The organism is Winogradskyella haliclonae, assembly GCF_014635865.1.
Lineage (GTDB): Bacteria > Bacteroidota > Bacteroidia > Flavobacteriales > Flavobacteriaceae > Winogradskyella > Winogradskyella haliclonae.
This window is the reverse complement of record NZ_BMDQ01000004.1, coordinates 101,239-115,992: the sequence shown is the minus strand read 5'-3', so window position 1 is coordinate 115,992 and position 14,754 is coordinate 101,239. Positions and strand designations below refer to the sequence as shown.

The 14,754-nt window shown below is 34.4% G+C and carries 8 protein-coding genes; 6 read left to right on the top strand and 2 right to left on the bottom strand.

The window, feature by feature from the left end; translation table 11 throughout:
• Positions 1-8: 8 nt before the first annotated feature.
• Both IEV10_RS13255 and IEV10_RS13250 read right to left on the bottom strand, forming a co-directional pair.
• On the bottom strand, positions 9-383 hold the full coding sequence (locus IEV10_RS13255) for a DoxX family membrane protein (protein WP_188375218.1): 375 nt from the start codon (positions 381-383) through the stop codon (positions 9-11).
• Between the two features lie 97 nt (positions 384-480).
• Entirely contained in the window at positions 481-6,906 is a 6,426-nt protein-coding gene (locus IEV10_RS13250) for an alpha-2-macroglobulin family protein (RefSeq protein ID WP_188375217.1), read from the bottom strand.
• Between the two features lie 174 nt (positions 6,907-7,080).
• Here IEV10_RS13250 and IEV10_RS13245 point away from each other — a divergent pair, with 174 nt between their 5' ends.
• The 6 genes from IEV10_RS13245 (at position 7,081) to IEV10_RS13220 (ending at position 14,673) form a co-directional block, all read left to right on the top strand.
• On the top strand, positions 7,081-8,034 hold the full coding sequence (locus IEV10_RS13245; RefSeq protein WP_188375216.1) for a tetratricopeptide repeat protein: 954 nt from the start codon (positions 7,081-7,083) through the stop codon (positions 8,032-8,034).
• 112 nt (positions 8,035-8,146) lie between these two features.
• Positions 8,147-8,821 carry a TetR/AcrR family transcriptional regulator gene (locus tag IEV10_RS13240; RefSeq protein WP_188375215.1) on the top strand — a complete coding sequence of 225 codons (675 nt, stop codon included), beginning with the start codon at positions 8,147-8,149 and terminating at the stop codon, positions 8,819-8,821.
• A gap of 5 nt (positions 8,822-8,826) precedes the next feature.
• Positions 8,827-10,488 carry a peptidase domain-containing ABC transporter gene (locus tag IEV10_RS13235; RefSeq protein WP_188375214.1) on the top strand — a complete coding sequence of 554 codons (1,662 nt, stop codon included), beginning with the start codon at positions 8,827-8,829 and terminating at the stop codon, positions 10,486-10,488.
• Positions 10,489-10,497: 9 nt separating this feature from the next.
• Positions 10,498-11,847, top strand: coding sequence for an HlyD family secretion protein (locus IEV10_RS13230; protein WP_188375213.1), 1,350 nt, complete (start codon positions 10,498-10,500; stop codon positions 11,845-11,847).
• 3 nt (positions 11,848-11,850) lie between these two features.
• On the top strand, positions 11,851-13,254 hold the full coding sequence (locus IEV10_RS13225; protein WP_188375212.1) for a TolC family protein: 1,404 nt from the start codon (positions 11,851-11,853) through the stop codon (positions 13,252-13,254).
• A gap of 66 nt (positions 13,255-13,320) precedes the next feature.
• A complete protein-coding gene (locus IEV10_RS13220) occupies positions 13,321-14,673 on the top strand; it encodes a UDP-N-acetylmuramate--L-alanine ligase (RefSeq protein ID WP_188375211.1) in 1,353 nt (450 codons plus the stop codon).
• Positions 14,674-14,754: the final 81 nt, after the last annotated feature.

Genomic DNA, 14,754 nt, shown 5'->3' with positions numbered 1-14,754 from the left:
GTTGTGTATTAGCTTAGCAAAGCTTTGTATTTGTCTTTGTAACCGTATAGTACAGCAATATTTAAAACTAATAGTGCTAGAGCAGGAGCTATATTTCCTGGGTCTAAAGTAGCATGAAATAATGCTGCGTTTACAGAAATACTCATGAGTATAAGCGCTAATAATGCTCCAAACTTATTTAAGATTAATGCAAGTCCGGCAATGATTTCAACTACACCAACAAGGTCCATTACTTTTGCATTAGTTAATGCCCCAAAATAGGCACCTGCATCTGCAGACATCCCTTCAGGTGGAGGTAAAAACCCAGCAAATTTATTTACGCCAAATACAAGGATAAAAACGCCTAGTAAGATTCTTAGAACCATAAAAACTTTTGAATTCATAATTGTAAAATTTTATTAGTTAGATAAGTAAGATACAAATTATATTTTTTGATCTCACTTGTATGTTGTCGATTTCAAGCCGATAAACTAACAAATATTACTCTACAGTAACTCTAACGCCTTCACTATGACTGCTAAATTCTGGGGCATACATAGACTGTATTGTTGTAATGCCATTACTCATGTCACCGGCATTATTAACACGCAAATCATATTCAAAAACATAAACACCTTTTGGCAAAAAGTCTATAAAGAAGTTAGTTGCCGCATCTTTTGTGCTCTCATAGTAACCTAAACCATCTTGCCACTTGTATTGCGATAGCACGTTGATAGGTTCAAAACCAGCGGCACGCATATCTTTAAGATGTAAGAATTCCATATCGCGATCACTTCGCAATTCTATCCTAACTTTAACCAAATCACCAACATTGAGTTTGGTGTCTTCTGTGATTTCTGAAATCTCTTCACCACGATCTGTATTTGTTTTTAAGAATAGTTTTTTCTCTAGTTTTAGTGGTGTTTCTGCTGAGGTTATTTTATCTAAATCTTCAAAATATTGCCAGTACATGGCACCCCAAGCGATACCTTCTCCTTTTTTAGATAGCGTGACTTTTGCTTGTTCAGCTTTTACATCATTTCCATTCCAAGAGGTTTTGAAATAGCCTGTGCCGGCTTCAACCTTTACATTTTCTAATTTTGAAGGTGTAATAACTTCATTTCCAACAGTCACATCTACAGCTTCTGTGACATCTAGCCATTCACTACCTTGAAGTAGCAAGGCATAAACTGCTTCAGCAGTCGCTTTAGTTGTTTCCCATTTATTGGTTTGCTTATTTTTAAGTAACCATATCTTAAGGTTGTCAATCGTTTCAGTATCGTTTTCAATTTCTGAAAAGGCTTCAATTAATAGTGCTTGTGTTTCTATTGGCGCTTGATGCCAATACCAAGATGCTGTATTGGCTTTCCAATACATACCCAATTCGTCTGAAGTAATACTATTCTCTTTTAAAGACTTCAGGATTTTACTAGAGGTTTTACTATCATTACTTCTATGCATAATTAATGCCATTAGACCTTTGGCATATAGTGAGCGACTCAACCAATACTTATGAATTTGACTTTTGTAGTAATCCATTATTTTGTTAACCTCATTAGAAGTTGTAATGTCTGGATAAAAACTACGCACATATAAATAGTGCATTTGTGTGTAGGATAAATGGTCTTTGTCTAAATCTACTTTAGAGCTATATTTTTTAAGGTTCTTATATTCTTTTACAAATTCTTTGTCCAAGTATTGAATGGCTTTTTCAACCATTTGAGATTTCTCGTCGCTTTGCGCTGTCGTAATGACTCCAAGTTGTTTTAAGTGGCCAAACCCAGAAATAATATGTTGGGTGATGTATCTATTATCTCTTCCACCATTAAACCAAGGCCAAGCACCAGAACTGTATTGATTGTTCTTTAGTTTGAGGATAGACGATTGTAACTCATTATTCATCTTGTTTAAATCGAATAATAGCGCTATGCGTTTTTTCTGCTCAATTTCGGATTGTGCATCACGGAGCCAAGGTGTTTCTTCTATTAATAATGATTTTAGCTCCTGGTTTTTTTCTAAACTAGAAATAAGTGCGTCAGTAGATTTCCATTGATTAAAGACAGCTTCAATTTTTGGATGAGACTTGGTAATGTGTTGTGCCAAAGCATTGGCGTAATAACGACTAAATGTTTGCTCACTACAGTCATAGGGATATTCCATTAAATAAGGCAACGCTTGCACAGCATACCAAGCGGGATTAGATGTAATTTCTAAAGTAAGCTTGTGATTTTTTAATGTGGTAGAAGTTGAAGACGCTAACTTATCTAAAGTAAATGTCTTTGTCTGATTAGAGCGCACCCACATTGGTAAGGTTTCCGTCACTAATAGTCTATTGGTTAATACAGGTAAGACGTTTTGTTCACCGTCGCTAAACTGAGTTTCATTTTCAAAATCGACACTTATTGCAGTGATTTTATATTGTATAGCTTGAAGATTATCAGGGATTTCTAATTTCCATGAAACTTGGGTGTTACCTTTTGCATCGACAGTAAACTCTTTTTCTATTAACTCTGTCATTAACGTGTAGCTTCGATTCTCTTCACCCTTTATTATTTGAATGATTTGTTTTCCAGTGACAGCATCAGTAAGCTCAAGTCGGGCAATACCTGGTAGTTTTTTATCTGTAAGATTAGCAATTTTAGTGCTAATTACAATCTCATCGCCTTGACGTAAAAAGCGAGGGGCGTTAGGTAACACCATTAATTCTTTTTGAGTCACAGCTTCGTATTGCGCTGTTGCACTCTCTAGAGTTTTGGTATGTGCTAATAACTGCAGTTTCCATTTAGTCAACGCTTCTGGCGCTTTAAAATTAAAACTCACATTACCGTCTTTATCCGTTTGCAACTGTGGAAAGAAAAACGCTGTTTCTTGAAGGTTTTTTCGGATTTGAACTAAAGCTTTTTTGGGGTTTATATTTGAATCTGATACTGAATTATTTCCAGTAACGTCTATCTCGCGAACAGGACCAGCAATATTCATTGCAAATGGAGCTTCTAAATCAACTTCTTCTTCAGCTTCTAGCATAGCATCAACCCTAACACTGCTAACAGAAGACTTTTTTCTTTTGCTTGTAGCATAACCAGTTATTACAACTTCATCTAAAGCTGCATCATTATTTGCAAGTATTACTCGTAAAAAATTGTTTTTGTCAACCCTGTATTCAATGGTTTTCATTCCTATAAAAGAGAATACGAGTACATTACCTTTCTTAGCTTCAATTTTAAACTCCCCATCAAAGTTTGTGGTTGTACCTGTTGTTGTTCCTTTTAGTAATATGTTTACTCCAGGTAATGCTTCACCTGTATACTCTGTAATAACTCCTTTTATTGTATCTCCTTTTATTGATGCATCAATTGATGCTGATACCTTAGATTCGATAGATTTTACGGCATTATAATAGTAACGACGCGATAATCTTTCGTTTCCAAAATAAAATCCAAACCAATTCCATGTATCAAAACCTTGATAAGTATAACTCTTGGTTGTCCTAAAATAATTTGCGTTTCTAAAATTGACTACACCATAACTTTGGGCGCCATTTTTATTAATTCTTGAGTAATAATTTGGTCTGTTGATAGGTGAGAAGCTCCAATCATGAGCTCTAAACTCATCTAAGGAAGCGTCGTACATGCTAGCTAAAACCTCTGCAGTTACTTTATCACTTTTTGGGCCTTTAATCTTGAAGCTCCATGTTTCGTCTTGTCCTGGTTGTAACTTATCTCTAAACGTATTAGTTTCAACTTGTAAATCTTTTTTGGGATAGGGGACATTTATGGTAACCGCACCTGATTTTAAATAATTTGCTTTAGAAAAACTGTAATGTACCACAAAACCTCCAACATCTTCTTTGTTAACTGGGATTTGTATTTGTTTTTTAGAATCACTTAATTCAAAGACTTGGGTTTCTACAATTTCGCCATGTTTTTCTGTGGTAATTGTAATATGACTATCTTTTATGGGTGTTCCAAAAGTGAGTTTAGCTATATCTCCAGCTTGGTACTCTGTCTTATCTATACTTACATCAAAGAGTTTGTTATCTGCCACTGTCTTGTCAGTGTCAGAATATAGAAATGTGTATGCCTGATCTTTTACATCTTCACCAAATTTATCTTTGGTCTCTAAAATGATAATATAAGTGCCAGATTTCCAATTTTTTATGCGTTTTATGACTATGTTTTTTGATACCTCAGTATCAAAATTGGTTTTGAAAATTTCTTTTCCTCTTTCCCAGTTTTGAGGATGGTTTTCGTTATTGTATGCCCAATTTGGAAATAGCTTTTTAAACTCAGATTTACTTAAGCTTTTATAATCTGGCGCAGACCATGGCCTTGGTCGTAATATATATTCGGGATGTTGAAGTTTGTATATTTTCAATGTTCCTTTTGCAGGGATAAACTCGCCGTTGAGGTTTTGGGTGCTAATACTTAGTTCTGTCTTTTTTTCAGATTTGTCAATTCGCTCTGGAGCTATTACACTAGCTGTTAGTGCATGATAACCTATACGTACAGTTGTACTTGTGCTTCGAGTTTCACCATTAATATCGGTAACTTCTGCTGTGATTTCGTAAGTAAAAATAGGTAGACTGTCTTTATCTGCTTTTTCGTCAGGGATAGCTTTAAAAGTGATTTCAAATTCGCCTTTGTTGTCTGTTTTTAATTCACCAAACGAAATCTCTTGGGCAGTAGAATTATAACTTGGTCTTCTCCAGTAATGCCAACGCGGAAACTGCACATTTCGTTTTACACGATAGACCACTTTCGCATCTGTGATATTACTTCCGGCAAAGGCAATAGCGTTTCCTTTTACAGTAACACTATCATTGACTTTATAGGTTTCTGTAACTGGTGAAAATTGTGTTTCAAATTTTGGACGTTTGTATTCTTCTACAGCAAAGTAGTGCGAAGAAAACCCTAAAACTTCTGAGATTGTATGTATTGAAAACTCTCCATTGAGGCCACTATTTGGTATAATAAATTCGCCATGAAAAGACCCATATTCGTTGGTTAAAAATTTAAGTTCTTCTAGTTTTTGACCATTAACATCGTATAATTCAGCATTAATAGTTTCATTAGATGCAACACTTGTTTTTTTATTCTCAGTTTTAGTAGCAATTCCTTTAAAATAAATAGTCTGACCAGGCCTATAGATGCTTCTATCTGTGATTATAAAAGTTCTATAAGTAATTTTCTTAGAATTATTTTCTCTATGGCGTCTGTTGATATAAGAGTGCCCAAATTCGGCAGTCTCCTTACCATAACGTACTGTTGTTACTACGTTATAGTGACTATTGTTAGTTTTAGAGAAAACGAAACGACCAAGATGATCTGTGGTAAAACTGGCTTTTCGTCTAGCATTTCTATCATAAGATATTGAATAAGATACTTCCACATCGGCACCAACAATAGGTTGTCCATTATTTCTATTGATAACTTGATAGCTAACTTTGTCTTTCTCTTGAGCCTCTAATAGTGCCATATTAGTCACTTGGATATGTGTGGTTGAAAAAACACCACGCTTGGTATGAGCAGCAATAAGAAATAATCCGTTTTCTAAAGCAGGAAGTACAATTTCTATACTATGGTTTTGGTAATCTTTTTCGTCTTTTAGTTGGCTTGTAAAAGATTTCTGAGGTTTAAGTTTTTTTAGAAATTTAGATTTGTCATCTTCACTATATAGTTTATTAAACTTTCTAAGTTTTGATTTACTAATCTTATAAATTTTAAAATCTAGAGTTTGAAGGTTTTTGTAATTCACTAAAATCAGAGAAGGCTTATTAAGTGGAATATGATTCTCAGTTTTGAGTCTCAGCATAGGATTGAGGATTTGCTCTCTTAATACATCACATTTTTGAGCACCATCACTATTAGGAAATTTCGTTATTGTGGCCTCACATATCTCTAAGGCATTTTTAATATTCCATCTCAAATCGTTTTCACTTTCTTCAGAGCTGGCAATGTACCTTTGACCAAGTTCTTGAAGTTGTTTGGCAATTTGGAAACTGTATAAACTAGAATTCTCATGGGAGTTTATTTTTTCTAACTCTTTAGAATAGGTGTCTACAAGTTTAGTTTCTACATTACTAAAAGTTGCATTTTGTTTTATAAAATTTAAACGCTTGATATTAGTTGAGATATAGGCTTTAGAAGTTTTATCTTTTTGATGAAAACGCAAAATATTTTGAAAGATTTTTAGCGCATTCAACTGAAGGTTGATAGAATCTTTTGAACTAATGTTTAAGTGCATAAACTCATCTGCAGATGCTATATATTTTGGCTGATTAATACTAAATTTATATACAGGCTGGTGAATACCATTTTCACTACTTTGATAAAATTCTAATGCGTTATGACTTAAAAAATCAAAAAGTGTTGGCCTATATAATTTAGAGTTCTCAACTTCATTTAGAAGTATCATGTACTTTTCTAAAGGCTCTTGCTGAAGTAATAATCCATTTTGCAAAGATTGTTTATAGTAGTGGTGAATTTCTGTAAATAAGGTTTGTAAATCCCATGTCCTAAAATCATCTCCGATACGTTCATCGGTTTTTGACCGATTTAAAAATATATAACGGTTATTATTATAATATTGCCAATAGAGTTTTGCTAATAAATTTTCTAAAATACGTTTAGTAACTATATCCTGTGATGCAATTTCTGTTTTAAAATTAGTTACGATTTTTAATTGCGCATCTTCTTCGAGAATTTGTAAGTATTTACTTTGGTATATTAGAGCTTTTACAATCTGTACAGAATTGTTTTTAGCTTTTGCTTTTTTATAAATATTGTTTACAACTTCAGAAGCTGATTTTGTTAATCCATCTCTTTCAAAACGTGCTACAGTAGCCCAATCTTCTTCATAGTTTTTATTTTGAGCTAAGATGAATGTGGAAAAGCAAATTAATATCAAGGTAATTATTGGGTGTTTCATGTTTAACAGTTTTACTGCAAAATACCTTCAAAAGGTATTCCAAAAAATGCAAATTAAGTCTATGTGTGACTTAGATGAGTGAAGTTAGCAATTTTATAAGTGAAACAGATGTAAGTAAAGAAAAATAATAGCGTCCATTTATAATAATACAAGTTGTATTTTTGTTAGCTGTATATGAAAAAAATAATTCTCTTTCTATTGTTTCCTATTGTAGCGTTTGGTCAAACAGATTTTGACCGTGTTCAGACACTTTTCAATAAAAAACAATACAAAAAAGCTGAAGCATTAATGAAAGCTTACGTGCTTAACAATACCGCTGATAAAAAAGGTATTGAGTTATTAGGAGATGCATATGGTTATCAAGAAAAGTGGGATGAAGCTATCGAGCAATACAAAAAACTTACGCAATTAGATGCTAAAAACGCCAACTACCATTACAAGTATGGTGGCGCCTTAGGGATGAAAGCTTTAAGCATTAGTAAGCTAAGAGCTTTAGGAATTATTGGAGATGTAAAAAAGGCATTTTTAAAAGCTGCTGAGTTAGATCCCAACCATATAGATACACGTTGGGCTTTGGTTGAACTATATATGTCATTACCAGGAATTGTAGGAGGAAGTAAAAAGAAATCATTGAAATATGCTAATGAATTAGAAGTATTATCTAAAGTAGATGGTTATTTAGCTAAAGGCTATATCTATGAATATGACGATGAGCCAGAGCTTGCAGAAAACTATTATAAAAAGGCTGTAGCAGTTGGAGGTTCTGTTACTTGTTTTGAGAAATTAGCAAATCTATACGAATCTCAAAACAAACCTCAAAAAGCTATTGAAACGATTGAAGCTTCTCAGAAAAAGCACAACCGCAATGCATTACACTATCAATTGGGTAAGGTCTCTGCAGACTATAACATTCAGTTAAATAAAGGAGAACAATGTTTACTTAAGTATATCAAAAACTATACTGCAGCTGATGGTGTACCTAAAGAATGGGCGTATTATAGATTAGCTCAAATTTACAAGCACAAGAATAACAAAGAAAAGGCATTATCATATATAGACAAAGCACTTACTATCCGTGCAGATTTTAAGCAAGCTTTAAAGGAAAAAGCTGCGATTTCAAGAAAATAACTAGGTTTTTTATCGAATTAATACCTTAAGCTGAGTCTTTAGCTTAAATATATGTTAATTATTCGCAAAATTGATAGTAATACTATTAAGTTTGCGTTTTAAATTATTGAATATGAAAAATCTACTCTCGACTATTAAGATTTCGGTTCCAGAAAAAATCTTTTTAAAAGATCCAGAATCTTCAGATTTAGGAAAGCGTATTATTGGCAATAGTATCCTTTTAATTGATGAAATTGGTTTTGACAATTTTACATTCAAAAAATTAGGAGCTAAAATTGGTTCTAACGAGAGTTCGATTTACCGTTATTTCGAAAGTAAGCACAAGCTTTTATTATATCTAACATCTTGGTATTGGGCTTGGATTGAGTATCAGCTGGTATTTTCTACATCAAATTTGCCTAACCCAACAGAAAAATTATTGAAAGCCATTGAGGTTGTGACTAGAACTATTAAGGAGGATAATGATTTCTTACACATTAATGAGGTTAAGCTGAATCAAATTATTATTAATGAATATTCGAAGTCTTACTTAACTAAAGAAGTTGATAGCGAAAACAAAGAAGGTTACTTCGTGGTTTATAAGCGTTTAATTACGCGACTTCGTGATATGATTTTAGCTATTAATGTAGACTATAAATACGCGTCAAGTATTTCTAGCACTATAGTCGAAGGTGCACTACACCAACATTTCTTAAAAGAACATTTTACATCAATTACCGATTGTAACGAAACCGTTACACCAACAAAATTTTTCCAAGAATTAACAATTAATGCTATAAAATCTTAAAAAAGATGAGTAACGAAATTCCTGTATTAACGCCATGGCAGCGGTTTTTAGGCTTGCTTAAACTTGAGCGTAAAGATTTATTTCAAGTCATATATTATGCCGTATTTGCTGGGTTAATCAACTTGACTTTGCCTTTAGGCATTCAAGCCATTATCAATTTAATTCAAGGTGCGCAAGTCAGCACATCATGGATAGTACTAGTTGTTTTAGTAACACTTGGTGTTGCTTTTGTAGGTGTCTTACAATTTATGCAAATGCGAATTATAGAAACAGTCCAACAGCGCTTATTTATGCGTGCTTCTTTTGAGTTTACGTATAGATTTCCTAAGATAAAAATGGACCAATTATACAATTACTATCCGCCAGAATTAGCTAACCGTTTCTTTGATGTTTTGGCAGTTCAGAAAGGTTTGGCAAAACTACTCATTGATGTGCCTGCTGCAGTTTTACAGATTTTGTTTGCACTGATTTTATTGTCATTCTATCATCCCTTTTTTATAGCCTTTGGTGTTTTGCTTATACTACTCATTTATGTGGTGTTTAAGTATACAATTCAACGTGGTATGAATACAAGTTTACTAGAGTCTCAGAAAAAATATATGGTGGCGCATTGGATTCAAGAAGTGGCACGATCTATCATGAGTTTCAAAATTTCAGGGAAAACATCTTTAGCTGTGGATAAAAACGATAAGCTTGTTGAAGGCTATTTGAAAGCCAGAGAAAGCCATTTTAAAATTCTGATAATTCAGTTTATTCAAATGATTGGTTTTAAAGTTTTAGTAACAGCAGGATTACTTATTATTGGTGGTTTACTGGTGCTTAATCAAGAGATGAACATTGGGCAATTCGTAGCCGCTGAAATTATTATTTTATTAGTCATAGCGTCTGTTGAAAAACTAATTCTTGGCCTTGAGTCTTTCTATGATGTTTTAACCTCTTTAGAAAAAATGGGTCAGGTAGTAGATAAGAAAATTGAATCGCAAGACGGAGAGTCTGTTAGCATTGATAAGGGCTTTAAAATTGAATTAGATAGTGTTTGTTACGAAGTGCCAAATCGAAATCAACCAATTTTAAGGAATGTGTCTTTCAATATCAATTCAAAAAGTAGAATTTTAATTAAAGGAGAAAGTGGTTCAGGAAAATCAACGCTTTTGAGAATTATTTCAGGACTTCTCAATCCAAGCAAAGGTCGCATCTTTTTAAATGATACTTCAATAAGTAATCTATCACTCAATAGCTACAGGTCTAACTTAGGTTTGGTGCTTAGTGACGAAACACCTTTTGAAGGCACAATTAAAGAAAATCTAACTCTTAGCGATGCATCAATAACAACAAGTACAATCGAAACGGTTTTAAAAGTTGTGGGTCTAACAGACTATCTTAAAGAGACAGAATTAGGTTTAGACACTATAATTTATCCTGAAGGTAAGCAAATTCCGTTTACGGTTTCCAAAAAGATAATGTTGGCAAGAGCTATTTTAAAACAACCTCATATGCTCATTTTAGAAGAGCCATTAGAGCATTTTGAAGTTGCAGAAACCCAACGAATAATTAATTACTTGACAGATGCTAAGCATCCTTGGTCATTAGTAGTTGTAAGCTTTAATGAAGCATGGGTTAGCAGTTGTTCTCAAGTCATTAACCTTCAAAAAGGTCAAATCATTTAAACACAAGTCATGTTAAATATATCTCGTAACGCTCTAAATAAAGAAGTAGATTTATCTAAGTTTAAATCTGCAAAACTCGTTTTTAATAAAGACTATTATAAACTTTGGCGTCGTTTTTTGGCTGGGTTTACTATAGTAGGTTTTATAGCGCTCTTTTTACCTTGGACTCAGAATATATCTGGCCGCGGTAAGGTCACTACATTAACGCCAGACCAGCGACCACAAACCATACAGTCACCAATTCCTGGAAGCATACAACAATGGTTCGTACGCGAAGGCGATGAAGTTAAAAAAGGGGATACCATCATGAAAATCGCAGAGATTAAAAGTGAATACTTTGATCCAAATTTGGTTCAGCGAACACAAAACCAACGTGATGCAAAGGCCTTTGCTGTTGAGTCTTATGCAGGTAAGGTAAAAGCACAAGATGTTCGTATTTCTGCTTTGTCAAGTGAAAGACGCTTAAAGCTTGAACAGGCGCAGAACAAAATATATCAGTCTCAATTAAAGGTCCAAGCAGACAGCATAGACTTGGAAGCAGCAAAGACCAATTTAAGAATCGCGCAGACTAAATACGACCGTGCTGAATCGTTATTTAAAGATGGTTTTACAGCACTTAAACGCGTTGAAGATGCTCGAGTAAAATTACAGGAAACAGAAGCCAAGCGTATCTCTCAAGAAGCTAAGTTATTAGCAAGTAAGAACGTCGTACTTAATGCAAAGATTGAGGTTTCTAAGCTTAAAGCAGAATATGCCGATAAGATATCAAAAGCGCAAAGCGAGAAATTTTCAGCACAATCCAATCAGTTTGATTCTGAGGCCCAAGTGCAAAAACTAGATAGCGACGTCTCTAATTATAGTATCAGAAATGGATTGTTATACATAACAGCACCTTACGATGGTTTTATAAATACAGCATTGCGCGGCGGTATTGGCCAAACGTTTAAAGAAGGCGAGGAGCTTGTTGGAATCATTCCTACTAATGTAGATTTGGCCGTTGAGACTTTTGTAGAGCCTATAGATTTACCATTAATCCACAAAGGTGAGAAAGTTCGCGTACAGTTCGATGGTTGGCCAGCAATTGTTTTTAGTGGTTGGCCAAATGTCTCTTATGGGACATATGGTGCAGAAGTTGTTGCGGTAGAACGTTTTATAAGTCCAAACGGTAAATTTAGAGTGCTACTTAAACCAGACTCAGAAGACCATCCATGGCCGAAAGATATACGTGCAGGTTCAGGTGCATTTACAATGGCATTATTAGACGATGTTCCGATTTGGTTCGAGCTATGGAGGCAACTTAATGGATTTCCACCAAATTATTATCAACCTATCGAAAATACAGACGCAAAAAAGAAATAATCAATGAAACATCTAATTTCATTTATTCTATTGGTTTTTACGCTCTCTGGATTTTCTCAATCAGATAGTCTGGTAAATGTGTTACGATTTGATGAGTATTTGGGCTATGTCAAAAAATTTCATCCTATAGTCAAACAAGCCAACCTAGTTATTGACGAAAGCCAAGCGAAACTATTAAAATCCCGAGGTGCATTTGATCCAAAAATTGATGTTGATTATGATAACAAACGACTTAAAGGTACAGAATATTGGGAACAACTCAATGGGACATTTAAAGTGCCAACATGGTTTGGTGTAGAACTAAAAGCATCTTTTGAAGAGAATACAGGCGATTTTTTAAATCCTGAAAATTTTATACCTGAAGGCGGTTTGTATTCTGCTGGTGTATCAGTCCCGGTTTTAAGAGGATTGCTAATTAATGATAGAATGGCATCATTAAAGCAAGCTAAACTGTTTAGAGAACAAGCCAAGGCTGATAGGGATATTTATGTCAATAATATTCTATTTGAAGCATCAAAGGTGTATTTTAAATGGTTAAAAGCATATAACGAATTAAAACTTTTCGAAAATTTCTTGACCAATGCGGAGTTGCGTTATCGTGGTGTCGTTCGAGGTGTAGAATTAGGCGAAAATGCACAGATTGATGCTACAGAAGCACGAATAGCACTCAACAGTAGAAAACTAAGTTTAGAACAATCACGTGTGCAGCTACTGAAAGCGTCTTTAGAATTATCAACTTTTCTGTGGTTGGATAATAATATTCCTGTAGAGTTGCAGCCAAATGTTATTCCAGATATTGATACAGAACCAATCGTTGATGCCACCTTTAATATCGATCAATTACAAAGCCAAGAATTAGCTATAGATGCACACCCAAAAATGCAATCTTTAGATTTTAAACGTCAAAGTTTGAATGTAGAAAAACGTTTAAAAGCTAATATGCTGTTGCCTCGTGTAGATTTAGAGTATAATTTTCTGACCGAAACTCCAGATATTGGACGCTCGTTTAATACACAAGATTACAAAGGTGGTTTAAAAATAAGTACACCTCTGTTTTTAAGAAAAGAACGTGGCGATTTAAAGTTAGCTAAGATAAAATTAAGCGATACAGAATTTGAAATTGATGCCACTCGTGTTCAGCTTCAAAATAAGATTAATGGCCTAAAGCAGGAGTTAGATTCTTATGTTACTCAAAACGAAATCACAGTACAAATGGTAGGGGACTACCAGCAAATGTTAATCGCCGAAGAACGTAAATTTCAATTAGGGGAAAGCTCTTTGTTTCTAGTCAATTCTCGGGAATCAAAACTTATCGAAGGTCAACTTAAAGCTATAGAGATTCAGAATAAATTTTTCAACACTAAAGCAAAGTTGTTTAATAGCTTAGCTGTTAATCCTGAGCTTTAGAACTTGAACTTCTATTTTCTAACCTTGGTAGTCTAGAGTCTCAAGTCTATAAATTATATTTGTTGTATGAACGTACATTTTATCGCCATCGGTGGTGCAGCAATGCACAATTTAGCTTTAGCGCTTCACAATAAAGGTTACAAAGTCACAGGAAGTGACGATACTATTTTTGACCCTTCAAAATCACGATTAGAAGCTAAAGGGTTGTTACCAGAAGTTTTTGGTTGGTTTCCTGAAAAAATCACATCAGATTTAGATGCTATTGTCTTAGGTATGCATGCCAAAGCGGATAATCCTGAGTTGCTAAAAGCACAGGACTTAGGTCTTAAGATTTATAGCTATCCTGAGTTTCTGTACGAGCAGTCCAAAGATAAAACACGTGTGGTTATTGGTGGAAGTCACGGAAAGACGACAATAACCTCCATGATTTTACATGTCATGCATTATCACGATAGAGATGTCGATTATATGGTCGGTGCACAACTTGAAGGCTTTGATGTTATGGTAAAACTCACCGAAGATAATGATTTTATAGTTTTAGAAGGCGATGAATACTTAAGTTCTCCGATAGATAGACGGCCAAAATTTCATTTGTACAAACCTAATATTGCATTATTAAGCGGCATTGCTTGGGACCATATTAATGTGTTCCCGACCTATGAGAATTATGTGGAGCAGTTTAGCATTTTTGTAGACTCAATTGTTCGTGGCGGAAGTATTAATTATAATGAAGAAGATGCTGAAGTAAAACGTGTGGTAGAAGTGTCAGAGAACCAGATTAGAAAAATACCATACCAAACACCCCAATATGAAGTTGAAAACGGAGAAACACTTTTAGATACGTCTGAAGGTCCTATGCCAATTGAAGTCTTTGGCGCACATAACTTAAATAATTTGGCTGGTGCGAAATGGATTTGCCAGCATATGGGCATTGACGAGGATGATTTTTACGAAGCCATTTCTACATTTAAAGGCGCGAATAAACGTTTAGAAAAAATAGCCGAATCTAATACATCTGTGGCTTATAAAGATTTTGCACACTCACCAAGTAAAGTAAAGGCCACAACAGAGGCTGTAAAAGCGCAATACCAAGACAAAGAATTATTGGCCTGTTTAGAATTACACACCTATTCTAGCCTTAATGCGGCGTTTTTAAAGGAGTACAAAGGCGCACTAGACGCAGCAGATAAAGCCGTTGTGTTTTACTCACCACACGCCGTTGAAATTAAAAAACTCGAAGAAGTCTCTCACCAACAAATTGCTGATGCTTTTGAACGCGACGATTTAATAATCTACACCAATCCTCAAGATTTTAAAGCCTATTTATTCTCACAGAATTTTGAAAATAAAGCGCTGCTCTTAATGAGTTCTGGTAATTATGGTGGTCTGGATTTTGATGAGGTGACAAAACTGTTTTAAGTTTTGTTATTTTGATTTTGTCTTAAGATTTCATTGTCATTCCGAACTCCAGTTTGTAGATAGGCAGGTGATGAGCTATCC